Here is a 26,730-nt window from a genome sequence, read left to right on the forward strand (position 1 = left end):
TACTACCACCACCTCTTGGCATTATGGTGTTAATATTTAAAACATCGCCAGGCATAAGAAGTGTCTTGGCATAATCAAGAACTATCACCTTGCCATCAGGTCCAATGTCGGCGTCGGTATAAGTGTGGGAGAAGATGATTTGTGGCGTTTTGCTCTTCCTCACTCCAGTCATCTGCGGCATTGACGGCACCGACTCTCCAAAAAGGAAAGCAAATGCTATTTTCGCACCACCGCCAACAACGCCACTGCTTTTAATTTTCGGAATGACATTATCGGCTTGAACTGGTTGAATAGCTGCCTCGGCAACACCCACGCCATCTCCTGACATAAACATAAACGTTTGCGCCATTAAACAGGTGAGCAGCATACCAACAACAACATTGCGCGGCCAGTTCTTTTTCTCGCTTTCTCCAGACTTATAAACAAAGACCAAAACTGTATAGCCGATAAGCAAAAGAAATGTGGCCTCAAATAGAACTTCGGACCGATTCATTTCCAACCAGCCAGCCTTTCCAAAATGAGCTCCAATTGTCTGACTTGTCATCATGCCAAACTTGACTACGTGGGCAACATATCCCCTCAGCAATAAGAAAATAAAAAGGCTACCAATAAACTTCAGACCAAATTTGACTATACTGCTCCAAAAATCAAGAACAATAGCATCCTTTCCGTAGATCTCCCAAATATACGGCACTACAAAAAGAAATGCCACCCAGGAAAATACTACAAAAAAAGGAAACCGTGTAAAGCCGATACAGACAATCCCGGATATAACAAGAATTGCTAGGGTAATCATCGCCCATTTCACAACCTGCTCCGGGAGCGACATAATTTTAGACGTAGCCGTAGTCATGTTCTCCTCCTTAACTTCGCAAAGCTTTTATAAGCACCTGAAACATCTCAGAAAAGAAATCGATGCTCAAGATTGTCATAAGCAAACTACCTTTTTTTCTGCTCGCATTACTTGCCTCATCGCCAGCCTTAAACGTTTCTTCGGTAACACTCTCCTTGAATCTTTTTACGTTCTCCATAAGGTCTGTAAGACCATTTGCCACTTCATCATGAAATGAAACAACAAATGATAACGGACAAAGCACCAACAGAAAAACAATAAACGCCTTCCACCAGAACCAGGTTCGATTAGTGCTCTCGAGCCACTTAGAAAAATACGAAGGGGTTGTTATTTTTTTCTTTTCCTTAGCAGCGTCTTTCGCAACAATATTTGATTCTGCCAAAAACATATTCAACTCATCATCAGTTGCAAAACAATCAAAATCAAGATGGTTGTTCAGCTTTTCCACATAAACATTCCAGTCTTCAAGCCCCTTTATTTTCTTGGACTCACACCTCTTTGATGCCGCCAAGATTGCCTTCATATCGGCAACTTGTTCATCACTTAAGTTTTTGCCACGCATCAATTTTTCATTAACTGCCTGTTGAAGATTATCATCGTAAACAGCCCGAATTTCATCGCGGACATATCGAGTTGACGTGGCGAAGATTGGCTCCCCCGCGCCAAAATACAAACCGCCGATAAACAACAAGACAGTTGACAAAGCGACTGCGTAAAAAATATTATTGTTATTGTCAACGATCTCGTTTACAGCAACAAAAAATACCATTCGAAACCGTACATTAATAGTTGCTAAAAAAAGAATCGAGCCAATGATTGTAAGCGCAGACACCAAAACAAAAAAAGTATGGTCTGCTGCAAATGCAATCAATAGCAAGCCAATGACAAAAAATATCCCGTAAGTCTTAATTCCGGTATTCATTTCGAATATCTCCTTTTTGATTCTGCCAAGCTCCGGAAATTTGCCAACAAGCCCAAGCTGGGTAGTGGCCCCCATTCTCTTTTTGGACCATCCAAATAAATCGGATAATCTGTCGTGGTTCCAATAAGCTGAACAACAATCTTTCTTCTTTCTTCCTTAAATCCGTCAGGATTCAAGGGAATGGACAAAAAACCATTAGCGTCGGTCTTATCGAAATACGTCCGCCCCTTTACGAGAATAGTATTCCATTCTCGCTTCATCTCTTCTGAAATTCTAACGTCCATGCTTCGCAGTGGTCCATTGTAAACGATTATCTGGACATCAAGATCATATAAACCATCTCGACCAACTAACCGCTCCTCAATTTCAAACTTTTCAGGCTTCTTCGGCTCTGTTGGCTTTACCGCCACAGGCGTTTCTTTATCACCAGAACCATCAATAGCATCAGAAGCTTCTTTCTTTTTTTTCCCTTTGCCCTTATAATGCGCATTAAAACATTTTGAGCAATAAGGCTTGCCTTCATAAGCTTCCTTATTACAACCATCCTGTTCGCATGTAGTCATATCCGTTCTCCTCGGTTATTTTTAGTATAAAATTGTCAAAGAGCTCACCATTGAACTCCTTTTTTTTAAATTAAAAAATTCTAGTCCAACAGATAAATATAGCACATTTTGGCAAAAAAGTCAACACTAAATCGCCTAAATCAATAAAATGGCTAATATTAAAATAGAGCTAGCTATAAACTCAATATTCCTTGACACAATCAAAATAATATGTAATTATAACACTCATAACTTATTAAAATATATTTTTAGTATTATTAATACTTGGACTCGATTTTATTAATCTTTATAGAACTCACATAAAGAGTTTTGGGGCGATTCACATCGCAAAACAGAGATTTGATAAAATTGGAGGCGATTGCTTTCCTTTGGAGTTTAATTTCTTGTGATACCAAAACAATTTATGACAACATTTAAAGACCTGGGGCTTAATAAAGCCATCCAGCAAAGTCTTGACGACTTAGGATTTACAACTCCTTCGCCTATTCAAGCTGAATCTATCCCTTTTTTACTTAGCTCAACTGAGGACTTGATTGCCTTAGCGCAAACCGGAACCGGTAAGACGGCCGCTTTTAGTATTCCAATCATTCAACAACTTGAGAATAATTCCAAGGACTTACAAGCCATCATCTTGTGTCCGACACGTGAATTGGCTTTACAAATCTCGAAAGACATCGTCGCTTTCACTAAGCATTCCAAAGAAGTAACTTCATTGGCAGTTTATGGTGGCGAGAGCATTACTAACCAAATCAGCACCTTAAGACGGGGCGTGAATATTGTCGTGGGTACTCCCGGACGTGTGCACGATTTGATTCGTCGCAAGGCTTTGAAATTACAAGATATTCGTTGGGTAGTTTTGGACGAAGCAGATGAGATGTTAGACATGGGCTTCAAGGATGACCTTGATGCGGTCTTGGCGGAAACACCAGAAACAAAACAAACTCTATTATTCTCCGCAACAATGTCGAGCAGCGTGCGTAGTATTGCTAGCAAATACATGAGTAAGCCTCATGAGATTAGCATGGGTGAAAAAAATATCGGTGCTGATAACGTTACTCATGAATACTACATCGTGCAAGCGCGCGATCGCTATGAAGCTTTACGTCGTTTAGTTGATTCCCTACCGGATATTTATGGTATTCTTTTTTGTCGAACCAGACGTGAGACACAGGAAGTAGCGGACAAGTTGAAAGAAAATCATTACAACGCTGAACCACTTCATGGTGAGATTACGCAAAATATGCGTACCCAGATCATGGACAGATTTAGAAATAGAAAAATTCAATTACTAGTAGCCACTGACGTGGCTGCGCGTGGCATTGACGTTAGTGATTTAACTCATGTTATCAACTACAACCTGCCTGATGCCAACGAGACATACGTTCACCGCAGTGGCCGAACTGGTCGTGCCCAAAAGAGTGGCACCTCAATCACAATTTTGCACCCAAAAGAAAGAAGTCGGATTATGGATATTCAAAGAAAAGTTGGTAAACCGTTTACGCAAAAACAAGTGCCCCAAGGTGAAGATATTTGCAAGAGCCAATTATTAGGTTTTGTTGATAAAATCAAAGACGCGGATGTAAATAAAGAACAGATTGCACAATACCTACCAGCGGTAAACGAAAAATTAGACGGACTAAGTCGTGAAGACTTGATTAATCATTTCATCTCATACGAATTAAGTCACTTTTTAAAAGACTACGAAGAGTCACGTGATTTGAATACTAACGCAACTAGCGGACCAGCCAAGGAAAGAATGGCCAGCGAAAACGTCGCTAGCTTCAAAATCAATTTGGGCAACCGTGATGGTTTTGATATCAAAGGTTTGTTTGGCTTAATCAATAGCAAGCGCGAATTAAAAGGTTCTGAGATCGGCCGTGTCGATGTCCTACCTGGTCATTCCGTTTTTGGTATTGATAAAAAATTCCAAGATGCGGTCTTGCAAGCCTTGAACGGCTCAAGCTACCGTGGCAAAACTCTTGAAGTTACTCAAACAACTCAATCCAACGAACCACGCCGAAAATCTTTTGGCGGTTCTAGAGGTAGCAGCTTTGGCGGATCACGTGGTGGTCGCAGTGAAGGCGGTCGTGGCGGCTTTAAGGGACGTAATGAAGGCAGAAGTGAAGGTGGAAGTGGTAGAAGTTTTGGCGGACGCAGTGAAGGTGGACGTGAAGGTGGCTACAAAAAACCCTTCGGTGGTGCTGCTAAAAAAGGAAAATCAGATGGTTCTGATGTTTTCAAATTTGGCTACACTAAGAAAACTAGAGTTAGTTAAACAAAACAAATTTAGATATAAAAAAAGCTGTTCTCATTCGAGAACAGCTTTTTGAATTTATAAAATCTTATTTTGCCTTTACGCCCAATTTAGTTAAGATAATAGACATCGGACAATAGCCAGTTAGGGCAAATAAAACCATCACCGAGCCGACAAAAACCGTTAAATAGAAAAAACTAGACGACACCTGAATTCCTAAAAAAACACTGATAGGCACCAACAAGCCAGCGATTAAAAATAATAATCTCTCAAGATACCAATGATCTATTGGTTGTCTGTAAATAGCCATAATTTTATATAATAATTAATTATAAATACATTATACCGCAAGTAAAGAAAAAAAGCTATCCGAGATGGATAACTTTTTGATTATTTTTTTCATTAACTTGTCCGCATAGGCTGCTAATTTCTTTCAGGATGCCAAATATGCTATAATGAACATAGATTCTAATAATTAAAATTTAAATTTATGAAAAAAATTATTCAAGTATTATTGATAATTATTTTAGTTACTTTTTTAATTCTAACCGCTATCGCAATTTTTAACCCCCTTAATCTTCGCACCAAGTTTATTGGCAGCATTATCAATAGCTATTTGAGTAGTAATATTAAAAATTATTCACCAACTACCGATAGTCAAAATATTGCCACAAGCTCCACCTCCACCTCCACCTCCACCGAAAGCAGTATCACGGGAACAAGTGCGGATAAACATCCTCTTCTAAATGAGAACCAAGAAAAAACCCTTGAGAGTTTTGGCGTTAATGTTTCGCAATTACCGACTAGCATAACAGCTGGCATGCAAACCTGTTTTATTGAAAAACTTGGAACAACAAGAGCTTATGAAATAATGAAAGGTGACACACCTAGTGTCGTTGATTTTTTTAAGGCTAAGGATTGTATTGGAAAATAAAATACATATTAATCATAAATTATCTTGAATAAATACAGTATTTTTTCAAATAAAAAAGAGCCGTTCTTTAAAAAGAACGGCTCTGTGTTGTTTTAGTCTTACTTTTTCTCTGATTCCCAGTAGCCTTGATTCGGCCCGATGGTTGAGATAGATGATGCAACATTCGCACCTGGGTAAAGTTTTTTTATACACTTACCAACTCTCCTGGCAAGACGCTGTCTGACCATTTCATTTCTACCAGGCTTTTCAAGCAAGCCTACAATTTCAACGATAATCTCTTCTCCCAAGCCATAGGCCATAAGATCGGGAACAAACAAACAGGTCATATCATTTTCATCCTTAAGACCAAGCTCTGAAATTGATACCACTGCCTTAACAATTGCCCTATGAAGACGATTCAATGCTTTTTCACTCTGACTGGGCGGAAGACACCATACTCTTATTACCGGCATAAAAAACCTCCTTAAAATGAATTGTTAATCAAGCTGACATTTATAAATTATAATGAGCAATAAATTATAATAACATTAAACATAAATAATGTCAACATACAACAAAGCCATGGATATATAAAAAAATAACGCTATTAATTAGCGTTATTTTCTCGTGCTCGGGAACAGGGATTCGAACCCCAATTAACTGGACCAGAACCAGTCGTCCTACCATTAGACGATTCCCGAATGATACTTATATTTTCTATTCTCTCCCTCACCCCGACCCTCTCCCGGCGGGGCGAGGGAGAATTAATTTCACTCGTTTGTTTTTAACAAACTATCCAACTACTTTCCCACCAAATGTCTTCAACAGACTATCCAACATATCGCCACCACCATTGCCACCTTCAACTTTCTCCACTGTCTCGGTGACTTGATTCTCGCGAATAATTTGCTCAGCTACTTCATCGGTCGGATCATTGTCAAAGCTAACCTCATGTGTTTCACTGATGTTTAGGGCTTCATTGACTATGGACTCGATTACTATCGTAGAACCAAAAATTTGTTTTAGGGCATCACTAACTACTGCCTTCACCGCCGGTTCTTCAATACGATCACGGTGGAATTTGAACTTAAAAAATAATTTCAAAACTCCATTCTCAACAGCACCGGGAACACAAGCACGTAAGACAAAACTCAAAGAGTGATTGTTTTTTTGCACCACCGCTAAAACATCATTCCATTTGGACATCATTTGTTGACTGCTAAAATTAACATTATCGCCCTGAGCATTAACCACTTGTACTGAATTTGGTTTCCGGGTTGGCTCTTGCCCCGTTTTTAAACCACTACCTGTGCCACTATTATCCGTAAAAACCGGGGCTGACATAGTTGGCGTTGAACATAATTCAATAATCGCCACCTCCACTGGTAATTGGATTATAAAACTTTCCTTAATTTCATTGCCAGCTTTAGTGAATTTTTCGATTGCGTTGATAACGCGACCAACCTCAATTTCCTTCAAAATTTTACTAATTTTCACTTCCACACCTTCGCCTAGCTCCAAACCAAATTTCTCAGACAATTTCAAATTAATTTTACCCAACATTATCTTACGCAACAACTCAATCAAGTCTTTTAAAAATCTTTTTAAATCTACACCTTCGTCCATCACTTTATTCACCAAGGCAATCGCTGAGGCGGCATCTTTCTTGACCAATAGTTCAATCAAAGCAATCGCTTCGCCAATGTCACTACGAGGAATAACTAGGTTTGCGTCTTCTTGGGAAATACGACGCTTGCCATCTTTTATGTTTTCAGCAATAGCGATGATTTGTCCAAAAACACTTTCCGCATCACGCATATGTCCTTCTGACTGACGAGCAATATCTTCAAGAACCAAGTTATCGATTTCGATCTTTTCACTATTGGCAATATATTGCAATTTCTTTACCACATCAGTAATGTTAATGCGCTTAAAATCAAAACGCTGGCAACGAGAGATAATGGTCGCCGGAATCTTGTGCACTTCAGTTGTTGCTAAGATAAAGATAACATTCTTGGGTGGTTCTTCAATAACTTTCAAAAGGGCGTTAAAAGCCGAAATGGACAGCATGTGAACCTCGTCGATGATAAAGACTTTAAATTTTGCGCCCGAAGTAGAGATTTTTGAGACCGCGATGATGTTCTCGCGAACATTGTCAACGCCAGTGTGACTCGCTGCATCAATCTCAATTACATCCACGCTCTTGCCAAGAGTAATTGCCTCACAGCTATCGCAGGTATTACAAGGCTCACTTTCGCCCTCCTTGCGATTGACACAGTTAATTGCCTTAGCAAAGACACGCGCAATTGTAGTCTTACCAATACCGCGTGGACCACAAAAAAGATAAGCATGGGCAATCTTGTCCTGCTCAATTTCATATTTTAAAGTAGTTTTGATGTGATTTTGACCGACTAATTCATCAAAATTCTGCGGTCGGTATTCTCTGTATATTGTCATATAATTTAATAACCGTCATCCCCGCGAAGGCGGGGATCCAGGCGCCACAGATAGTGGATACATTATTATAGAGACTAATCTAAATATAAATATTGATAATAAATAATGCTTTGTAAATTTTAATCCTCCATATACCAAAAATAATCTATGAGGTACCTGGATCCCCGCCTTCGCGGGGATGACGGGTGAAAAAAAATTGCTACATATTTAAATTGCCTAATAATTCTAATAACACAATTTAAAAATGTAGCAATTTAATAAAGATTTTAATTTCGCACAATATTATCAACGGCTGCCCATTTACTATCACCCGTCTTTGGCACCAAGACTACCACTTCATCGCCAACAGTACCACGGAAATATGTCACACTAGCAGTTAAAACTTTCAATTTAAGACCATCGGCGTTCACAATAAATGAGCCACCGCCACCTTGCTCCAAAGTACCAACCACGCGCTTGCGATCAATCGGACCGATTTGTTTGTAAACAAAAGTTCCGGTTGGTGTAATAGTTAATTTCAGAATATCACCTTCAACTAATTTTGACTTAGACGCATAATTTGCGGGAATACTGTATTGCTTACCGTCTGGGCCAATCATATTTTCACCATCAAAGACACCTTCAACAATTTTTCCTTCACCGTCATGTTCATCCTCGCCACCCTTATTAAAGCTGTCGTCATGAATCTGGCTGATTGCAATTTTGTCCAAATCGCCAATACCAGCAACACCGGAAATCAAATTTATCAATCTCTCGTTATTCTCTCTAGCATTTTCCAATAATTTTTTAATCAAAACAAATTTTGACTTACTCAAAACAACCACATCCTTATCACTTTTAACATCATCGGAGTTATCACCTTCTTCAAGCTCCAAGTCGTCAACATTGAATTCATCATCCATGTTCATGTTTGTTTCTGCCATATATTTGTGTTTTTGCCCAGCTAATTAAACCCTCCCTTTTTATTTAATAAAACTAGGTAAATTAACTAATTTTAGTTATTTTGTGGTCACCTGGAATTTAAATATTCCTGACCATACAAAAAACTTATAGTTTTTTTATATTTATTATCTAAGATAATTTATTTTATTATCTCTAATATATACCATTTATCCAGGTTTGGCAAGAGCAAATAGCAAGGGTTTTTATGTAGTAGTATTCTCATTTCGTTAGACTTCCCCTCACCCCAACCCTCTCCCGCCGGGGCGAGGGAGTCTTATTAAACACTGGTTCGACGACGAATTTCCGCCTCAATAATACTGCGATCTTGGCCAAATTTGAGACGGCTCAAAGTCTTTATTTTTTGTGCCATTCCCTCTCGCTCAATACCAGCAATCGGCCAAGGGCAATGCATGGAAAAAGGACGACTGGCCGTATTATCAATAAGAAGTTTTGTATAAACAGAATATTTTTCAACATTTAATAAATCATACTGACTAAAGACAGGACTAAATTCTTTTTCCAAAAATTCCGCATCTTCGGTGCCAATTCTAAAACTCACCATCGAACCGACGTTACCAAAAACGGCGTCCTTAATTGTCGTGTCACCCTTATTGACCATCTGTCCGATATATTGATGAGCGATGGTTAAATTCAAACTATATTTACGCGCCTCGGACAAAATAGAGCAAATTGAATCGGTGGTAAAATTTTGAAACTCGTCGATATATAAATAAAAATCCTTACGTTGTGCTTGCGGAATATCCGTACGCGACAAAGCATTCATTAAAATTTTACTAATTATGATCATGCCCAAAAGATAGGCATTCATCTCGCCAATGGCACCTTTGGACAAATCCACCAAAAGAATTTTTTGTTTATCCATAATATCGCGGAAATTGAACGAACTATTTTGTTGGCCGATAATCGGGCGCATCGTGTCATTGGAAATAAACTGTGTCAACTTGGATGTAATATAGGGCACGACATTCGCCAGGGCCGCATCACCACCCGCCTTCTCGGCTTCTTGCTTCCAAAAATCAACCACAGTTTGGTCCGCACAGCGCTCTAATTTCATTTTTCGAAAAGCTGGATTAGCCAACACTTTTGGCACTTCCATTAAAGTTGAACCGGATTCTGGATCAGACATAATCAAGAGCAAGGCATTGCGCATATATTGTTCAAAGATTGGACCACCGGTCGCCTTTAAATCGTACAACTTATCAAAAATCTTAATCATCTCATTAATTACAAAAGTTTTTTGCTCCGGATATTTCGGATCAAACTCAATCAAATTCAAAGCCATCGGCCGTTCAATGTCCGCCGGTCGGAATAAAATAACGTTTTCTGCTCTCTCGGGCGGAATGCGGGACAAGATATCGCTTACCAAGTCACCATGCGGATCCAAAACGCAAACGCCCTCACCATTAATAATATCTTGGACAGCCATATTGGCAATGAATTGTGACTTACCACCACCAGACTTACCAACTACATACATATGACGACGACGATCGTCACGCTTGATGTGCACGTCTTTTTTAACACCACGATGCACATTATAACCAAGATAAACCCCTTCACTTGGCGTGTCTACCGGTGCCGGGGCATGACGAGCAGTTAACCATAAAATATTCGGCGTCTCGGTGTCTTTTAGGGGTAGATGAAAAAGACTAGCCATCTCTGTTGTATTTAACAAAAATGATTTACCTTCATTAAAACGACGATAGATAAAATCATGAATAATGCGCTTCTTGTTGCCGGTATTAATACGGCTTGCAAAGCTGTTGCCATATTCATAAGAATTATATTGACTAAAAGCACTCGACAAATTTTCTAGATAGGTTTGCGCTCGTCCCTTATCCCGCGCTGCCACCACGATGCGTAAATTTACATCCATACCCGCACGTGCATTTTTTTCTTCAATACCTTTTAGAGCCTCTTGCTCCATTACAGTTAACATTTTTTGATTCTCGGACCTATTTGCCAAAGAAGGATCAGCCGAATGAAATACATCACCCAAAAAACCTAAAATTTTATGCAAGACCCCGGAGCTAAGTGCCTCTGATAAAGATTTTTTTTGATTAGCCTTACGAACCACCTCGCTCGCCTTGTAGTGCCAAGAATTTTTTGCACTACGAATAGTATATTGGATCGCCAAACCCTCATCTTCATCCACCTTGGACATAACATTGATCAAAGAATTTGTTGAATCAGTATCTTGCTTTAAATAAGTACGCAAAGGTAAAACAAAATGTCTTGTTGTTTTTAAAGTGCCGGCCAAAATTTCAGACTTGTGATTAAAAATATTATAATCCTTCACCTCTTCCAATGACGCGTCCGGATAATGCGCATTGATTTGTTGTTCAATATAGCGCTCTGCTCCGCGTGGGGCCACGATATAGAAATGAATCTTTTTCTTATTCGCCACAATCTCAAAAGAATAGCTATCATTACGACCATATAACCAAGCCTTAAAACCCCGCTCCGCCCGCAAGCCACCTATAGAAGAAAAGATTGTCTCACCTTTGGCAATTTCTTCGTGCAAGGATTGAACCCGATTTGTTTCATTGCCCTGGTTATTTCCTTGTTTGTCTTGAGGTAAACGGACTAAAAAAATAACGTAACGCTGAAAAGTCTTCTGCAAATATTTTTCCCGAATTATCAAGCGCGCAATATATAAAACCAAAAACAAAACAGCAAAAGCCGCCACATACCAAAACCAGCCACTCAAATCAATAACATAATCGTTGTTTATATTTTGTTGTAGTCCGTAATCCATAGACAATATCTTTAAATTAATTAATCATTGATTGAATTATTCCACAATCCCATCTCCACCTGCAATATCATCATCCTCTAATTTACTGGTCTCCGCTCTAGTCGTTTGTGATAATGACGACTTAGTCTCATTGTCATTAGCAGTAATTGTGGAACCAGTTAACAAAATCATAATTCTATTTTTATCATCATCTGTCGGCTTAATGCTAATGCTAAATTCAGCATTAGACTCCATGGCTAAGGCTGGTAGACGACTTATGGTCCAAGTTACCTCTCTGGTTGTCTCATTGTAATCAAGCGAGCCAACGGAAAAATTAGCCTTATTAGCAAAAGTTACATAGTCTGGCAATTTTGTTGTCACCTTAACATCACCAAGCTCGTGTAAGCTATTGCTCAAATTCCAATACACTTTATAGCTTGTTACTTGTCCAGCCTTTGGCGGGTTTGGTCCGGATCCTACGGGTACATTGTCAGCACTAAAATAACGCACCTGCTCGTTTAATTTCAAGTTACTATTAATCTTGTTAATGATTACATTGCTCTTGTTTTCATTTTTCTTCGCATCGGTGTTATTGCTTTGATCACCAACTGCGAACTGAGCATAACTAGTAATGGCGTAACTCTTGTCTGCGGTCATCTTCTCAACATTCAAATCCATCAAATTAATCGAAAAGTCAATTGTTCCATCTTTGTCCGGTGCAATTGATGCTAATTCCGGAATTTCATTTTTAGTCCAAATAATCATATTGCCTTTTACTTTGCCCTTGGCTGCGTCGCCCAAAGTAGTCCAGTTCAAAAAATCACCATCCAACACTGCCATCAAAACCACATCCTTCATTTCCGCATCACCGCCATTCTTATACACCAAGGAGTAATTCAAAGTATCGCCAAAATTAATACCTTGGTCGTCGCGCTTACCATTAATTATCATGGTTAAATTTAAGTCACTTTTAATCACTGACAGTTTCAATTCTTTAGAGTAAAATTTTACATACTTAGAATCACCAACCAATTTCTCAAAATTCAAAACTATAACCTGCTCCTCGGTGCCTTTCTTGATAAATTTAAATTTAATAGGGATTATTTTTTCATTGGCTGTCACCTCATCAACCTGCCAAACACCTGGTCTAATAACTGAATACTTTGCCAAATCATCACCAGCTGGTGCTGTCTTAGGTTTAACAATTTCCACATTCTCATTCACCTCCTGCGAAATGCGAAAATTATTAATGAAATTATTATCACGCGCACTGAAACGAATTGTTAAGTCATTTACCTCATCAACCAAGACATTACTAGAATAGTCCAAGTCAATATTCATCCCTATATCCTTGATTTGCGTCATCGCCGAAGTTTCTTTTTTAAATTCAGATGAAAAATTTTCCGGCATATAATCCATCTTGGCTGCCAAAATTCCTGATTTGCCCTCCTCGCCAATCATAATTCCCTTGATTTTAATTTTCCCGTTCACGCCAGCCTTAACATCGCCGATATCCCAGCGTGAATTATTCTCATTCGAAGGTGGAAAAGAATCAATAAAAATAAAATTATCAGGATAAGTGACGCTCACGACTACATTTTTCAAATTAATTGTATTGCTAGGATTGCCATAATTAATTGTATAAAAAAACTCCTCCCCAACCGTTACTTCATTTTTGGTTTCAATAGTGAAATCAACCGCGGTTGCATTCAAACCTTGATTAACAATAAATTTGTTATAAGCATAATAGCCACCGCCACCAAAACCACCCACCAAAAAAACAAACATAAAAAACCAAAAGAAAAAACCATGCTTCTTTAAAACTTTGAATTTTTTTACATCCACCATCTTGCCATCATCATCTTGATAGATTTCATTCAAGCTCTCCTCAATCTCCGCCTCATTCGCTTCATTCTCCGGACTAAAATACTCTTCACTTCCTTCTTCACTCTCCGCCTCTTCCTCAATAATGTCTGCGACCTCCTTAGTTTCTTCCGCCTTGGCATCGCCTGGCAGATTTACTTGCGTGAATTCATTCAAGCTTGATTCGCGAAGATTGATTACAACATCGTCATCATCAATCACCTCATCTGCTTGTTTTTTGTTTGACTTGTTAAACATATATTTAAATTAATTTTGAATTTCCAATTTTGAATTTTGAATGAATTTTGCTGGAAATTATAAACTTCTATATTTAATAAAATTAAAAAAACCAAAAAAAACTGAAACTAAAATTTACTTTCCAATACTCAGCAACACCATCCAGTTGCGATCAACATTCAACTTATTCCTGTAATTAAAAGATTCATTATTCTGCCATGCGACTTGCATATTAGCTGGCAATGTCAAATTACTCACAAACTCACTACCCTGTGAACCAGGTTGTTTTTGCACCAACAATTTCAAAGGCACATAACTAGAGTCATCTTCACCATTAACAATTTTTTCCCAAAATGTTTTCGGCTTCACCGGTTCAGTTTTTTGAACCTTAAAAGGTAGTCGATATCTAATTGTAATTAAAACCTGTTCACCGGGATCAACCATAGACCAGTTCGCGAAAACCGTCTTGCCCAATTCTTTATAAATCTTAGTATTACTAATGCCGTCCATGCCAAAGGTGCCTTCACCACGCATCACATCTTCATCTTTTTTCCAAGTCTCCATTGGCTTTTCAAAAAACTTTCCATCGGGCTGACTAAAACCACTTGCACTAATTAATTCACTACCTTCTGGCACATAGACACGCATCCAATTTACATTGCGCACTCCCACATGATCTTCGCCACGAATAGCCGTATGCCGTCTTTGAATTGTCAAAGTATTAATAATACTGCCGTCTGTTTGTACTTCCTTTAGGAGGGCGATGTTTTCTTTTATTTTCTTGTCGGTTTTAAAACCGGCAATATTGGTATTTGCCACCATTAGATAATCACCATCAATATTTTGAATCAGTCCCGCCCAATCGAAATCGCTTACTAACTTTTCCAAATCCTCATCAACAAAATATGTTAAAATTTGTTTTTCATTTAAGTTTTGATAGGCCGCATTCAGGATGCGCAAAAAATCCTCTCTATTTAATTCGTTGGATGCCTTCGTTATAATCAAGTTCATCATGTCGCCAATGATTTTCTTTGGCTCATGTTTTTGTGTCTCAACTTTTACCAAAGTTGAAGTCGCCGTCGTCGTCGCCATTTCCGGCTTTTGCTCAACTATGTCTTGTACTACGTCCCAAAAATTATCACTTGTAATCACAACACCATATTTCTCAGTCAAATCAAGTGGACCGATTATTTTCAACAAGTCATCCATTACATTCGGTGTAATTGCAATCACACCATCAACAGTTGGGCCGTTACTCTTTTCATAAAACCACATCAACTTCTTCGCCGACATCGCCCAATCCGGCCACCAGTTCGCATCCCAAAAATGCCAAAGTGGATTGACCAATTGTAATGGCTCTGGCGCGGCTACGCGCTCGAGGTAGCCAGCCTCGGTATCATAACTACCACCTTTCGGCACTTCCAAATTAATCATTTCGCCATTATGGAAATCCGCCAAGGCATAAGAACCGATAAAACCGCCACTACCCCGCATTTCCGTATTATTCTGAAAAACAATTAAATAACGTCGGTCTTGATCAAAGCCCAAAATCTTACGCGTGCCATCAATCAGCCTCATCGCCTCATTGAATAAATTGGAAATATCAACTGAGCTCTGCTGAAAGACGCTTACCTTGTCACGATATTCATCAGGTAAATTATTCAAGTTAATTTTTTTCAAAATGTCTCCCAACTCCACAATCTCAGCATTAGAACTATTCAAATTTTCATAAACAACATTCAAAACATCTTTCATTTTTAAATTCTGAGACTCAAACAAATCCAAGGAACCACCGATACGATTGGCAATGCTTGCCGTTAATTCACCAGCACGCAAAAAAAGATCAGCTTGTGCGGCTAACTTAATATTCTTGTTCGGCACCACTTTGGCCAAAGCACCAAAAACCAAGCTCACATTTTTGATTTCATTTTGAGCAGTTCTAAAATTATCCGCCGCCTTATTAAAATTTTTCGTCGCTTCGTCAAAATTTAAACTTGAAACATCGCCAGAGCTATTTTTCATATCATCAACTGCTGATGCTGATACACCCAATACCTCGCCTTTAAATTTCAAAAAGTCGCGATAGTGTAAATATGCTTTCAAGGGCAAAATTAAAACCAACAACAAAATCGCGAAAGTTGCCACTTGTCTTACAAAAGAAAAACGCAGTGCCGGAATAACATTCCTAATATCAAATTGAAAATGCTCTTTAGCCACCTCAACAGGCACCTCCTTGTGAAGCACTGGTCGCACTGTTTGCAAATATTGATCCTTGGCAATCCGCGCCTCTCGACGAATACGTGCCCACAGAGCAACATGGTCACGGCTTTTTTTATAAGCAAAAATAAAAGTTAAAAAGAAAAAACGAATACCAAATACAAACAGCCAACCCGTGCCATAACTAATCTTGCAAAGAAGATTAAATAAAAAATAGAAAGACAATTTCTTGTATTTCTGATGAAAAAAGAAATAATAATAACTAGAAAAATTCGGCAAAATATTTTTGAAACCAGCCAAGAATTGCTTAAAACTAAATTTAGGCAAAAGCTTTTTGAGGCTAAATTTATTTTTCTCCTTCTCAATCCGTTTCAAAACAATCTCTTCCTCACGCTTAAAATTCGCCGCCAAATCAACCATAAAACGAGAAGCCTTTCCTCCGCCCTGAATATTTAAAGTATGTTTTTTTTTCTCAAATGTCATTTACGATTTAAATTATAAATTTTTAAGCCTTACGATCTCATCAGCCTTAATCTTCGCCTCTTGTTCAATAAAAAACTTATTAACACCTGGAATAATTAAAAGCCATTTTTTTAACAGTTCAATAATCTTCCCAACTTCTAACTTCGCCTTATCTAATATGTTATTTATTTCTTTAGCCGTCTCCTCACCCTTAATTTTGAACTCTTGTTGTTTGTCCGGTGGCATTTGTATATACATATCCCGCACATCCTGTGACATAATGTCCTCAATCTCCTTCTGTCTCTTGGTATTCTGACTAGCAAAACCGCCAATCGGCTGAATACCGCCGAGCTCTCCCTCGGTTTGAATCGCATTTATCACCTCGCTGGCGGCCTGTTCCATATCCTGTCCACCCTCAAAAACTCTCTCCCTTTCAGGCAAGTTAACTCTTTCTAGATTATTTTCTACTTCTAAGCCCCCAACAATTGATTCTTTTCTCTCAATGTTGGCAAAATTTTTATCATCGGTCATAAGCAAAATCGACACTTTTTATTTCGTCGAATAAAAGTTATTAACACTGATTATTATAACATATTTTTGGGTAAAATAAAAAGAGTGTCAGTCAATTCCACTATCACAAAAGTAATTTTAAATTCTTGCAAATTAACCACAATTAACTTAAAATTAAAATATAACAAATTAATATTCATACTATGCCCATCGAACAAGAGTTAACGAAAAAAATTGTTAACCGAGAATGTTATAATGCAACCAGGCATAAAGTCGGCGCAATTATGAGAACGGACCATAATTTAGACCGATTACCTTTATTAAAGGACGCGATAAATTCCCTACTTAGGCTACCAATTATCAGCCTAATTCATATTTTAATTTACACCGATGAGGACAAAGGACTTTTTCGAAATGAATTAATTAAAGAATTTGGTGCGGAAAGAAAAAGAGTAACATTCGATGAAGTCGGTGTTGGTTGTTTTTATACCGACATCTTAAACGATGCAATCAACGAACAAACCAGACAAGGAATTGATTATTCTCTCGTCTTGTCACCCGAAGCTCATCTTTATATCACGAAAGAGAATGTCGAAAAACTGCTTAATGCCGCCAAGCAAGGATCCTATTTCACAACACTAGCACTAAACGAATACAAACACCTGATTGAAATGGGTTGTCCTGTTACCGCACTTACTCTCTATAAAAATACAGCCGTTAATTTTACTAATGTTTGGAAGATTGGTGCTACGGTAAAAGGGACCGACATGGAAGAAAATAGCTACGGCATGAGCGAAATATATGTTGCTAAAAATCTTTTAAATAATTTTGGGAATGGCAGTATTGTCATTGTTGAACCGAGCGGTGGGCACCTAATTGAATCAGATGACGCCAAAAGCAAACAATGGCGAGAGCAAGTCATGGCGACCAAGGAGGAAAGGTTTAAAAAAATGTGTGCCTTATTGCAAATTGATATCAACGAATTGAAAATGAATATTACATATCTCAAATAAGTTTAAAATGGCTAATTTTAAATAAACTATGCCTCGTACTATTGACAAATTTTCTTAAGTATGCTATAAATAAGGATTAGTTGATCTTTTACAATTTCATAAACCTTCACGGCCACTGATGTCGCCATGGAGCATTCGAATGATGCGTAAAGTCACAAATTCTAAAATTTAAACAATAAATTGAAAACCGCGTTATCGCTGTTTTTTTGTTGCCAAAATCAAGAAAGGAGATAACCATGAAACAGTATGTGACTCTCAATGTTCGCGGAAAACGTATATTAAATATACACGGAGACGTGAAATTGCGAGCGGTAGAAGATTTCTCCATGTTTTGTGGAGAAATCGCAACCATGACAAACGGCGAAAAAGAGGTAATCGGCACTGGAGAGGGACATTCCGATTTTTCTGGCCTTGAAGTTGTACTTGAACCGAGTGGTGAGCACAAATTAATAAGCTGGCAAAATCTCAATGAGACACGGATGGATATTTTTGGACAACCCAATTAGCAGTAAACCACAACAACCAATTCAAAGAATGGAGAAGAGTAATGAAAAATGCAAACGAAAGCGTAGCAGTAGTTGCACGATCATTTCAGAAAGGAAAAACCGCGGAAACGGTTGACATGGTTTCATTTCGGAAACATGTCGACGCCTTCAGGGGCGTTCTCAACTGTTCCAATGTCGATCGCCTGGTCGTAGTCACCTGCGGCGAAGGGAAATTTTCGGAAATCCCTGACGCCGACGGTCTCTACCCCACCGTCAAACACCTCACGGAAGCTTTTCCGGAGGAAGTCAAATCCGGTCGTCTGATCGTTCACGTTTGTATGAACTGGGGCAACAACCCCGGCAGCGGCGAAGCGCTCAATGACGGCCTCAAGATTGCTGAAAAGCACGGCGCGAAATATGTCCTGAATTGGTCCCCGGAGATGGAATGCAGCCAGGATCTGATCAGCGAAGCGATTGCCTATGCCGAAAAGAAAGGCCTGGTGGTCGTTGGTGGCCTGCGCCAGAACTGGTGGGAAAAACCGCAATGGAAAGTCCCGCAGAACACCCTCGCCCTGTGGCGCGTCGATGTCCTTTGCAGAATCGGTGGCTTTGCCCCAGAATGCAACGGCACCGGCGAAACGGTCGAAACTGCTGAGTTTGGCGCCGTTCCCTTGGCTGGCATGGAAGACTTCCACGCCCTCCTGCGCATCGTACGCGACGAGCCCAATTTCAACTGGGGCATGATCAAGAAAGATCCGCCCCTCAGATGGGACACGAACTTCGAGCCTGGCTCGGAACGTGAGCAGAACCACCTGAAGAAGGTCGCCCGGCAGTATATCGTCATGAAGCGATACGCTGAAATGGTTTTTCCCAACATTGCCTTTGGCGATGTCATGGATAAACTGTTTGCGAAGATGCATCTCGCGTAACGAGCAACGAACACCTTAAGCCACACTCTATAGCAAAAACTATAAAGTGTGGCTTATTTTATTTTCAATTATTATTAATTTATGTTATAATATAATCAAATAAGTTTTCCACAATTATAAAAAATGTCCAACTATCAAAAGATCTCAAAAAATATACATGAAGTTACCATTGATAACCCCAACACTGTTGGTGGTGAATTGACTTGGTTAAATATTACCGATCCAGGCAAAGCTGAGATTCAATTTTTACGCCAAAGTAAAAAACACAACTTCTCACTCGCCCATCTTCAAGCTTCCTCCACTAAGGCAACGGCGCAAAGACCTTTGGTGGAAAAAGGTAGCGACTATCTCTTTCTCATTCTCCATTTTCCCGTCATGCGCAATGGTTCGATTTTTTCAACTGAGATTGAATTTTTTATTGGCAAAGATTATGTTGTTACCCTTCATGAAAATATCAAAGTTCTAAATGATTTTTTCAGCATTTGCAAAAAAGACGGCGAACGCTTACTGTCAACCAAGCACGAATCAACGGCTGTTTTGCTTTACGAAATATTAGAAAGATTAATGGTTGATACTTATCAAGTCTTAGACAAGATGAATATCTCCATTAACAACGTTGAGAAATTAATCTTTGAACAAGAAACTAAAAAAGCCGTTTCTGATATTTTATTTTTACGACGAAATATTATTAGCACCCGTCGCATTATGCAAAGCCACAAGAATATTATCAAAAAATTAACCCAACCAGAAACTGACTTAGTTGAAGACGCAGAGGTTCGTAAATATTATTTTACCTTATTAGAATTATCCAAAAGAATTTGGGAATCCCTAGAAAACCAGAAAGAAATGATTGAAGTCTTGAACAGTACTAATGAGTCGTTAATGAATTACAACATGAATGATATTATGAAAACACTGACAATAATCTCCGTAATTGTCTTTCCGCTCACCCTCTTTGCCGCTATATTCAGCATGAAAGTTGAAAACGGCATGCCCTTTCTTACTACACCGTATGGTTTTTGGTTTATCATCGGCTTAATGGTTATTGGAGGCCTATCAATGCTTCTATTTTTCAAAAAGAAAAAGTGGTTATAAGTTAACTACAAAGACAAAATAAAAGAACGTTCAATTATTGAACGTTCTTTTTGATTATATTCCTAATGTCTTCGATTGTTTCTACGCGCACAAACTCTTCACGTATCTTTCTAGCGCCCGGCAGGCCCTGCACATACCAGCACAAATGTTTCCGCATTTCTAATATCCCAGTCTTTCCTCTCAACTTAAACGCCGATTCGGCATGTTGTAAAGCAACATCAAAAACACTTGCCGGCAATTCACCACTTTTAATTTCACTAAAAATCCACGGCTTCCCAAACGCTCCCTGAGCAATCCCCAATCCATCTGCGCCAGACTTTATTAATAAATCTTGCGCACTTTGTAAATCCTTCACACCACCATTAGCAATAATAATTCCGCCAAAATGATTCCGCGCTTGTCTAATAATTTCCGCATCCACTTCACCCACATGCATCTGCTTCAAATCCCGCCCATGAATCATTACCGCTTTCACGTCCAAATCCTTAATATTATCCAAGAATTGTAAAGCGTCCACGTCGCCGGCTTTTTTTCGAATCTTCACAGACACCGGCACGGTCGCCGTCTTCACCACCACTTCCACCACCTTGCGTGATTGCACCAAATCCTTCGCCAATTCCGCCCCCGCATTCTGTTTCGCCACCTTTGGCACAGGACAGCCAAAATTAATATCAATTCCATCCGGTTTAATTTCTTTTTCAATTATCCGCACCGCCTTTTCAAAATTCCCCTCCTCACTCCCAAACAACTGCACCACATAAGGCCGCTCCGATTCCTCAAACCGCAACATCTCCAAAGTTTTCTCCGGCGCAAAACTAAGCGCATTTACCGATGCCATCTCACTATACACCACATCCGCACCATAAGCCTTGCACATCTGTCGAAAAGCCGAATCAGACACGCCCGCAATAGGAGCGAGACAGTAAAAAGGTTTATTCAGTTTTTGCCAGAAATTATTCATAAATTATTTTTTAACAGATACCAAAATCCCAAAATCTTTTTCTAATTCAATCTGGCCAAGCTCACTCACATCTTTTAAAATAATCAGCGCATAATTGTGCCCTGCTTTCAAGTCCACACTTTGCAACGCCACGCGCACTTTTCTTTTATTCCGATTTCGAATCACCGCCAATTTAGAAATTTTCTTACTAACAATAATAGCGACCTTGGTGTCGCCATCTGTATTGGGCAAGAATTTTAACAATAAAAAATTACTCTTCCGGCCGCGACCGCGGGCGAAGAGTTCATCAAAGTCTTTCTTTCTTGTTAGTGATTGATATTTCATTATTTTTTATAGTCTTTTAAATTATCCAATATTTCCGGAAAAGCAAAATCGCCCGTCCCTTCACAGAGATGATTGCCTTGTTGCAATAAATCGTCCTCTGGACTATCTGTATTTTTAATGACAATTATATCCGCGTTAAATTTTTCTTGCATAACAACCGCGCTCTTCAAAGGAATCAAGGGATCATTATCTGATTGATAAATGATAAACTTCACGGCACTTTGTTTTACTTTTTCATAATCAAGCAGTGTATTCGTAAAACTTTCCACCTCAGGAATACCCAGTGACTCAGAAAAACCAGCAACTAAAATCGCCACGGCCGCTTTTTGTCCGACTGGCACTTGCTCCAAAAATTTTAAAATCGCAATCACGCCCAAACTATGGCCGATGAAATAAGTATTTTCATCGACGACACCAACTAATTTATTCAAATACGCAATCCATTCGTCTTTGACTGGATGAGCCGTATTCGGCATCGCCGGCACAAAAACCTCAAAGCCAAGCTTGCTTGCTTCTAGTTTTAACCAAGGAAACCAATTACTATTTGGATCAGCTTCCCAACCATGGATTATAAATAGTCTTTTTGACATAAGTTAATAGAACTTATTTACCGCAGCATTTTTTATATTTCTTCCCTGATCCACAAGGACATAAATCATTGCGACCAACTTTGTTACCATCTTCATCTTTTACCTTTTCATGAATCAAGTCAACTGTTTCGCGATGACCGGCACTGTCATCTTTTTTATATTCTGCAAAACTAGCTGAGTTATCGCTCATAGTTTTCTCGGGAGCGCTGAATTGCTTCGCCTGTTCAAGCAAACTTGGCGCTTTAATTTCTTGCGCTTGACCGCCGTGCATCATGCCAATCTTATAAATACTATACACCACTTCCTTATCAATCAAATTATTAAGTTGGTTATAAAGACCGAAGGCTTCTTTTTTATATTCAATCAAAGGATCACGTTGACCGTAACCACGTAGGCCGATGCCTTGGCGCACGCTCGCCACTGCTTCCAAATGCTCAATCCACATCATGTCAATCGCGCGAATCAAGATTGATTTCTCGATATCACTCCAATCAACGCCCAAATCTTTGAGTCTCATTTGCAATTCATCATAAACATTCTTGGCCATTCCGTATAAATGCTCAATAATCTCTGTACGCGCTTTCGCTCGGTCGAACTTATGATCACCTTCCAAAAATTTCTTTTGTAAATCATCTTTTAATCGTTCTCCAATCGGAAAAATTGTGGTCATCGTCTGATAAATCTCGGCCACATTCCAATCCTTGATTTCATCAGCTGCCGCATGAAAAGCCACCACCTGCTCAATTTCATTCTCCACCATTGTTAAAATAATATCACTCAAAGTCTTCTTTTCGCCCTCAACTTCCGTAGAGGATTCACTTAATTTATTTATTTCGGACAAAGTCAAAATCTCCAAACGCTTACGATAAATCGCTTCTCGGTGTTTATTAATCACATCATCATAATCCACTAAATGCTTACGAATATCAAAGTTATTGCCTTCGACTTTTTTCTGAGCTGATTCAATAGATCTAGAAATTAGCTTATTCTCAATCGGCATATCTTCCGGCAATTTTAAACTAGTCATAATCGACTTCATTCGATCACCACCAAATATACGCATCAAGTCATCATCCATCGACACAAAGAATTGTGATGAACCAGGATCACCTTGACGACCGGCACGACCACGAAGTTGATTATCAATACGACGTGACTCATGACGCTCAGTACCAATCACGTGCAAACCACCCAATTCTTTCACCTTGCGGCTACTTTCCTGCCACTCGGCATATTCAGGACTGTCCTTTTCTGGTGCCACACCGCCAAGCATAATATCAACACCACGACCAGCCATATTAGTGGCAATCGTAATGGTACCCAGCTTACCGGCATCAGCAATAAAGCGCGCTTCCTTATCATGATTCTTGGCATTCAAAACTTGTGGCCGTAAGCCCTCGCGCTCCATAAAATTTGCCAAGAGCTCATTCTTTGCAATTGAAATCGTACCCACTAAAACCGGTTGCCCTTTTTTATGCAATTCCTTTACCGCTTGTGTCACCGCCGCAAACTTACCCATCTCCGTCTTGTAAATTAAATCATTTTGGTCAATTCTCACATTCGGCTTATTCGTTGGAATTGACACCACCTCCAAATTATAGATCTTATGAAACTCTTCAGCTTCTGTCGCCGCCGTACCAGTCATACCGGCTAATTTTTCGTATAATCTAAAATAATTTTGAAAGGTCACTGTTGCCAAAGTTTGCGATTCACGTTGAATCTTCACACTCTCTTTAGCTTCAATCGCTTGGTGCAAGCCCTCACTATAACGACGGCCATGCATCAATCGGCCGGTGAATTCGTCAACAATAACAACCTCACCATCTTTAACGATATAATCACGTTCGTTCAGGAATAATGCATGTGCTTTCAAAGCTTGTTCAATATGATGCACTTCACGAATGCCACCAATGGTATAAATATTCTCCACGCCCAACCATTTTTCCATTTTAGTAATACCAGCCTCAGACAATGTCGCCGCTTTCATTTTTTCATCAACGTTATAGTCTTCATTTTCTATTAATTGTTTTACCAGTTCAGAAAATTTATAATATTTATCAGTTGACTCTTCTGCTGGTGCAGAAATAATCAAAGGAGTACGCGCCTCATCAATCAAAATAGAATCAATTTCATCGACAATGGTATAATAAAAACCACGTTGCACCATCTGGTCCAAGCTCGATACCATATTATCTTTCAAGTAATCAAATCCGAATTCATTATTTGTTCCATAGACCACATCGCAGCGATACGCGTCTTGACGTGGCACCCGCTTGAAGTGTTTTAACTTCTCTTCCGTCTCAGCCTCATTAATATATTCCGGGTCATACTTCAAGGCACTCTCATGAATGATCACACCCGTTGTCATGCCCAAGGCTTCATAAATACGCGCGGTCAAACCAGCACCAACTTTAGACAAATAATCATTCACGGTAATCAACTGCACACTCTGTCCAGTCAAGGCATTCAAATACAAAGGCAAAGTCGCTACCAAGGTTTTACCCTCACCAGTCTTCATCTCTGCGATCTGCCCACGGTGCAAAATAATACCACCAACCATCTGCACATCATAATGCCTCTGCCCCACTGTTCGTCGCGCTGCCTCACGCACAGCTGCAAACGCCTCCGGCAACAATGCATTTAGCTTTTCTTGTAATTCCAGCTTAGACTTTTCATCCTTATTCTTCTCACTGGCTGCCTGCAATTGATAATTAGTAATTGGTATAATACCTAGTTCCGCGCGTAATTTTGCGGTTATACCCTGAAGCTCTTCAACACTCATAGCCTCATATTTCGCCTCTAAAGCATTAATTTGATCAACAATCGGTTGCAAGCTCTTAATTATTTTTAAATTTGGGTCTCCAAAAATTTTCGTAATAATAGACATAAATGCTCAAAAAAAAGCCCATACAATCACAGGACAAGTTTATAATAAATTTATTATTGAATAATATGCTTATTATAATAGCATTAGCTAGAAAAATCAAGATTATGTGAACCCTTCTCTATTGACACATCGTTTTTTATTATATATATTGATATATTATTATAAGAACAGTAATAACGAATCATTTTTTTATTCCTTCCCCAAGCTTGGTATAAAAACATTATTTAACCTAATATTAGGAGAAATACGTCAACCAGCCATTTTTTTTATTGCAAAAAAACTTCGAATTATGCTAACTCAAGACCAACAAATTTTTGAGCAGATCAAAAAATCTCAAAACATATTGATCACTTTCAATAAAACTTGGAGTGGCGACGCTGTTGCCTCTGCTCTTGCCTTTGGTATGGTTTTGAAAAAAATGGAGAAAAAGTTCGACATCATTGCCGAAAAACTCGAAAGATCAAATACTTTCAAATTCCTGCCTAATTATAATGACATCAAAGAAAATATCGAAAATCTACGCAAGTTCATTATCTCCCTTGATACCACTAATTCTCGAATTGAAAAAATTAAATACAAAAAAGAGGAACACTCTATCGAATTCATCGTCTATCCCAGTGATGGTTTTTTCTCGCACGAAAATATTACTTCCCGCTCTGGTGAATTCAAATATGATTTAATCATCACCCTTGATACTCCAGACCTAGAATCGTTGGGCAGAATCTATGACAAGGATACAGAATTTTTTTACCAAACCCCTATCATCAACATTGACCATCATTCCAATAATGAGGGTTATGGTCAAATCAATAAAACTGAACTATCAAATATCTCCACTTCAGAAATTGTTTTCAACATCATCAATGACACTTACAAAGATTTAATTGACGAAAACATTGCGACCTGCATTTTAGCCGGTATTATTTCTAAGACCAATAATTTTAAGACTCAGAACATCACACCACAGGTTTTAACTATTGCCTCTCAGCTTATTACCCTTGGGGCTAGACGCGAGCAAATCGTCAGCAAGCTCTATCGCTCTCGCTCATTAAATATTCTCAAACTTTGGGGCCGAGTTCTGGCTCGATTATCAAGCGCAAACGACAACAAGTTGGTCTGGTCAGTTTTAACCAAACAAGACTTAATTAAAACCAGTACTAACGAAGATGAAATTCCCGAAGTTATCAATGAACTAATCACCAATATCCCACAAGCAATGATTATTGTTATTCTTTACGAATCAGAACAAAATGACCAAGTTGTTACTAAGGCCATTATTCATACTATGAAAAATATTAATAGCCTCGACTTAGTTAAAAAATATAGCCCTATCGGCACCAAGAGCTTCTCCAGAATTACTCTTGCGAAAAACCCTAAAGAAGCGGAAACAGAGATAATTGAAACTATTAAAGAAAATCTAGGCAAGATAATACAACAATAAATGTTGTCTTGAAATAAATACTTTTCAATGATATTATAATTAAAGAATGACTAA

22 protein-coding genes and 1 tRNA gene are annotated in these 26,730 nt (G+C 38.8%); 7 read left to right on the forward strand and 16 right to left on the reverse strand.

All coding sequences use genetic code 11. The features are described 5' to 3' along the window. From KKD45_04410 to KKD45_04420, 3 genes are all read right to left on the reverse strand, one after another. A partial coding sequence (locus tag KKD45_04410) for a hypothetical protein (protein ID MBU4309737.1) occupies window positions 1–853 on the reverse strand: 853 nt, incomplete at its 3' end. A 10-nt stretch (window positions 854–863) separates the two neighbouring features. Then, entirely contained in the window at window positions 864–1,775 is a 912-nt protein-coding gene (locus tag KKD45_04415) for a hypothetical protein (GenBank protein ID MBU4309738.1), read from the reverse strand. Then, the gene (locus KKD45_04420) at window positions 1,772–2,338 is read right to left on the reverse strand and encodes a hypothetical protein (GenBank protein MBU4309739.1); all 567 of its coding nucleotides are present in this window, start codon (window positions 2,336–2,338) and stop codon (window positions 1,772–1,774) included. Before KKD45_04420 ends, KKD45_04415 begins: the two co-directional genes overlap by 4 nt. 403 nt (window positions 2,339–2,741) lie before the next feature. On the opposite strand from KKD45_04420, the gene KKD45_04425 reads away from it, so the two are divergent. Beyond that, entirely contained in the window at window positions 2,742–4,613 is a 1,872-nt protein-coding gene (locus tag KKD45_04425) for a DEAD/DEAH box helicase (protein MBU4309740.1), read from the forward strand. 67 nt (window positions 4,614–4,680) lie between these two features. On the opposite strand, the gene KKD45_04430 is transcribed toward KKD45_04425, so the two are convergent. After that, entirely contained in the window at window positions 4,681–4,902 is a 222-nt protein-coding gene (locus tag KKD45_04430; protein MBU4309741.1) for a DUF2892 domain-containing protein, read from the reverse strand. A gap of 180 nt (window positions 4,903–5,082) precedes the next feature. Here KKD45_04430 and KKD45_04435 point away from each other — a divergent pair, with 180 nt between their 5' ends. After that, entirely contained in the window at window positions 5,083–5,526 is a 444-nt protein-coding gene (locus tag KKD45_04435; protein ID MBU4309742.1) for a hypothetical protein, read from the forward strand. Between the two features lie 98 nt (window positions 5,527–5,624). On the opposite strand, the gene KKD45_04440 is transcribed toward KKD45_04435, so the two are convergent. The 8 genes from KKD45_04440 to KKD45_04475 all read right to left on the reverse strand — a co-directional run bounded on the left by KKD45_04440 (window position 5,625) and on the right by KKD45_04475 (window position 16,972). Next, a complete protein-coding gene (locus KKD45_04440) occupies window positions 5,625–5,978 on the reverse strand; it encodes a hypothetical protein (protein ID MBU4309743.1) in 354 nt (117 codons plus the stop codon). A gap of 157 nt (window positions 5,979–6,135) precedes the next feature. Next, window positions 6,136–6,206 (reverse strand) — tRNA-Gln (locus KKD45_04445). 91 nt (window positions 6,207–6,297) lie between these two features. Next, window positions 6,298–7,962 carry a DNA polymerase III subunit gamma/tau gene (gene dnaX, locus KKD45_04450; GenBank protein MBU4309744.1) on the reverse strand — a complete coding sequence of 555 codons (1,665 nt, stop codon included), beginning with the start codon at window positions 7,960–7,962 and terminating at the stop codon, window positions 6,298–6,300. Window positions 7,963–8,228: 266 nt separating this feature from the next. Further along, window positions 8,229–8,885 carry a hypothetical protein gene (locus KKD45_04455; GenBank protein ID MBU4309745.1) on the reverse strand — a complete coding sequence of 219 codons (657 nt, stop codon included), beginning with the start codon at window positions 8,883–8,885 and terminating at the stop codon, window positions 8,229–8,231. Window positions 8,886–9,181: 296 nt separating this feature from the next. Continuing rightward, window positions 9,182–11,683 carry a type IV secretory system conjugative DNA transfer family protein gene (locus tag KKD45_04460; GenBank protein MBU4309746.1) on the reverse strand — a complete coding sequence of 834 codons (2,502 nt, stop codon included), beginning with the start codon at window positions 11,681–11,683 and terminating at the stop codon, window positions 9,182–9,184. A gap of 36 nt (window positions 11,684–11,719) precedes the next feature. Beyond that, the gene (locus tag KKD45_04465) at window positions 11,720–13,783 is read right to left on the reverse strand and encodes a hypothetical protein (GenBank protein ID MBU4309747.1); all 2,064 of its coding nucleotides are present in this window, start codon (window positions 13,781–13,783) and stop codon (window positions 11,720–11,722) included. 114 nt (window positions 13,784–13,897) lie between these two features. Beyond that, entirely contained in the window at window positions 13,898–16,462 is a 2,565-nt protein-coding gene (locus tag KKD45_04470; GenBank protein MBU4309748.1) for a DUF4012 domain-containing protein, read from the reverse strand. Window positions 16,463–16,474: 12 nt separating this feature from the next. Continuing rightward, on the reverse strand, window positions 16,475–16,972 hold the full coding sequence (locus KKD45_04475; GenBank protein ID MBU4309749.1) for a hypothetical protein: 498 nt from the start codon (window positions 16,970–16,972) through the stop codon (window positions 16,475–16,477). A gap of 182 nt (window positions 16,973–17,154) precedes the next feature. On the opposite strand from KKD45_04475, the gene KKD45_04480 reads away from it, so the two are divergent. The 4 genes from KKD45_04480 to KKD45_04495 all read left to right on the forward strand — a co-directional run bounded on the left by KKD45_04480 (window position 17,155) and on the right by KKD45_04495 (window position 20,473). Next, the gene (locus KKD45_04480) at window positions 17,155–17,964 is read left to right on the forward strand and encodes a hypothetical protein (protein MBU4309750.1); all 810 of its coding nucleotides are present in this window, start codon (window positions 17,155–17,157) and stop codon (window positions 17,962–17,964) included. Between the two features lie 236 nt (window positions 17,965–18,200). Next, a complete protein-coding gene (locus KKD45_04485; GenBank protein MBU4309751.1) occupies window positions 18,201–18,470 on the forward strand; it encodes a hypothetical protein in 270 nt (89 codons plus the stop codon). 41 nt (window positions 18,471–18,511) lie between these two features. Further along, the gene (locus KKD45_04490; protein ID MBU4309752.1) at window positions 18,512–19,378 is read left to right on the forward strand and encodes a hypothetical protein; all 867 of its coding nucleotides are present in this window, start codon (window positions 18,512–18,514) and stop codon (window positions 19,376–19,378) included. Window positions 19,379–19,501: 123 nt separating this feature from the next. Further along, window positions 19,502–20,473, forward strand: coding sequence for a magnesium transporter CorA family protein (locus KKD45_04495; protein MBU4309753.1), 972 nt, complete (start codon window positions 19,502–19,504; stop codon window positions 20,471–20,473). Between the two features lie 34 nt (window positions 20,474–20,507). Here KKD45_04495 and KKD45_04500 read toward each other — a convergent pair whose 3' ends face one another. Genes KKD45_04500 through secA form a run of 4 tightly spaced genes read right to left on the reverse strand, consistent with a single transcriptional unit; the run spans window position 20,508 to window position 25,235 of the window. Then, a complete protein-coding gene (locus KKD45_04500; protein MBU4309754.1) occupies window positions 20,508–21,434 on the reverse strand; it encodes a tRNA-dihydrouridine synthase in 927 nt (308 codons plus the stop codon). Window positions 21,435–21,437: 3 nt separating this feature from the next. After that, window positions 21,438–21,758: a ribonuclease P protein component gene (gene rnpA, locus KKD45_04505; GenBank protein ID MBU4309755.1), complete on the reverse strand. Its 321-nt coding sequence runs from the start codon at window positions 21,756–21,758 to the stop codon at window positions 21,438–21,440. Beyond that, window positions 21,758–22,348: an alpha/beta hydrolase gene (locus KKD45_04510; GenBank protein ID MBU4309756.1), complete on the reverse strand. Its 591-nt coding sequence runs from the start codon at window positions 22,346–22,348 to the stop codon at window positions 21,758–21,760. The genes rnpA and KKD45_04510 overlap by 1 nt, the downstream gene beginning before the upstream one ends. 13 nt (window positions 22,349–22,361) lie before the next feature. Next, window positions 22,362–25,235: a preprotein translocase subunit SecA gene (secA, locus tag KKD45_04515; GenBank protein ID MBU4309757.1), complete on the reverse strand. Its 2,874-nt coding sequence runs from the start codon at window positions 25,233–25,235 to the stop codon at window positions 22,362–22,364. A 289-nt stretch (window positions 25,236–25,524) separates the two neighbouring features. On the opposite strand from secA, the gene KKD45_04520 reads away from it, so the two are divergent. Then, window positions 25,525–26,676 (forward strand): hypothetical protein, encoded by a 1,152-nt coding sequence (locus KKD45_04520; GenBank protein MBU4309758.1) that lies wholly within the window; start codon window positions 25,525–25,527, stop codon window positions 26,674–26,676. Window positions 26,677–26,730: the final 54 nt, after the last annotated feature.

Source organism: Patescibacteria group bacterium (assembly GCA_018897195.1).
Lineage (GTDB): Bacteria > Patescibacteriota > Patescibacteriia > Patescibacteriales > UBA12075 > JAHILH01.

What these genes read in the sequence shown, in the direction of transcription:
- KKD45_04415 (MBU4309738.1), bottom strand. Translation starts at nt 1,775, where the DNA reads ATGAATACCGGAATTAAGACTTACGGGATATTTTTTGTCATTGGCTTG.
- KKD45_04420 (MBU4309739.1), bottom strand. Translation starts at nt 2,338, where the DNA reads ATGACTACATGCGAACAGGATGGTTGTAATAAGGAAGCTTATGAAGGC.
- KKD45_04425 (MBU4309740.1), top strand. Translation starts at nt 2,742, where the DNA reads ATGACAACATTTAAAGACCTGGGGCTTAATAAAGCCATCCAGCAAAGT.
- KKD45_04430 (MBU4309741.1), bottom strand. Translation starts at nt 4,902, where the DNA reads ATGGCTATTTACAGACAACCAATAGATCATTGGTATCTTGAGAGATTA.
- KKD45_04435 (MBU4309742.1), top strand. Translation starts at nt 5,083, where the DNA reads ATGAAAAAAATTATTCAAGTATTATTGATAATTATTTTAGTTACTTTT.
- KKD45_04440 (MBU4309743.1), bottom strand. Translation starts at nt 5,978, where the DNA reads ATGCCGGTAATAAGAGTATGGTGTCTTCCGCCCAGTCAGAGTGAAAAA.
- dnaX (MBU4309744.1), bottom strand. Translation starts at nt 7,962, where the DNA reads ATGACAATATACAGAGAATACCGACCGCAGAATTTTGATGAATTAGTC.
- KKD45_04455 (MBU4309745.1), bottom strand. Translation starts at nt 8,885, where the DNA reads ATGGCAGAAACAAACATGAACATGGATGATGAATTCAATGTTGACGAC.
- KKD45_04460 (MBU4309746.1), bottom strand. Translation starts at nt 11,683, where the DNA reads ATGGATTACGGACTACAACAAAATATAAACAACGATTATGTTATTGAT.
- KKD45_04465 (MBU4309747.1), bottom strand. Translation starts at nt 13,783, where the DNA reads ATGTTTAACAAGTCAAACAAAAAACAAGCAGATGAGGTGATTGATGAT.
- KKD45_04470 (MBU4309748.1), bottom strand. Translation starts at nt 16,462, where the DNA reads ATGACATTTGAGAAAAAAAAACATACTTTAAATATTCAGGGCGGAGGA.
- KKD45_04475 (MBU4309749.1), bottom strand. Translation starts at nt 16,972, where the DNA reads ATGACCGATGATAAAAATTTTGCCAACATTGAGAGAAAAGAATCAATT.
- KKD45_04480 (MBU4309750.1), top strand. Translation starts at nt 17,155, where the DNA reads ATGCCCATCGAACAAGAGTTAACGAAAAAAATTGTTAACCGAGAATGT.
- KKD45_04485 (MBU4309751.1), top strand. Translation starts at nt 18,201, where the DNA reads ATGAAACAGTATGTGACTCTCAATGTTCGCGGAAAACGTATATTAAAT.
- KKD45_04490 (MBU4309752.1), top strand. Translation starts at nt 18,512, where the DNA reads ATGAAAAATGCAAACGAAAGCGTAGCAGTAGTTGCACGATCATTTCAG.
- KKD45_04495 (MBU4309753.1), top strand. Translation starts at nt 19,502, where the DNA reads ATGTCCAACTATCAAAAGATCTCAAAAAATATACATGAAGTTACCATT.
- KKD45_04500 (MBU4309754.1), bottom strand. Translation starts at nt 21,434, where the DNA reads ATGAATAATTTCTGGCAAAAACTGAATAAACCTTTTTACTGTCTCGCT.
- rnpA (MBU4309755.1), bottom strand. Translation starts at nt 21,758, where the DNA reads ATGAAATATCAATCACTAACAAGAAAGAAAGACTTTGATGAACTCTTC.
- KKD45_04510 (MBU4309756.1), bottom strand. Translation starts at nt 22,348, where the DNA reads ATGTCAAAAAGACTATTTATAATCCATGGTTGGGAAGCTGATCCAAAT.
- secA (MBU4309757.1), bottom strand. Translation starts at nt 25,235, where the DNA reads ATGTCTATTATTACGAAAATTTTTGGAGACCCAAATTTAAAAATAATT.
- KKD45_04520 (MBU4309758.1), top strand. Translation starts at nt 25,525, where the DNA reads ATGCTAACTCAAGACCAACAAATTTTTGAGCAGATCAAAAAATCTCAA.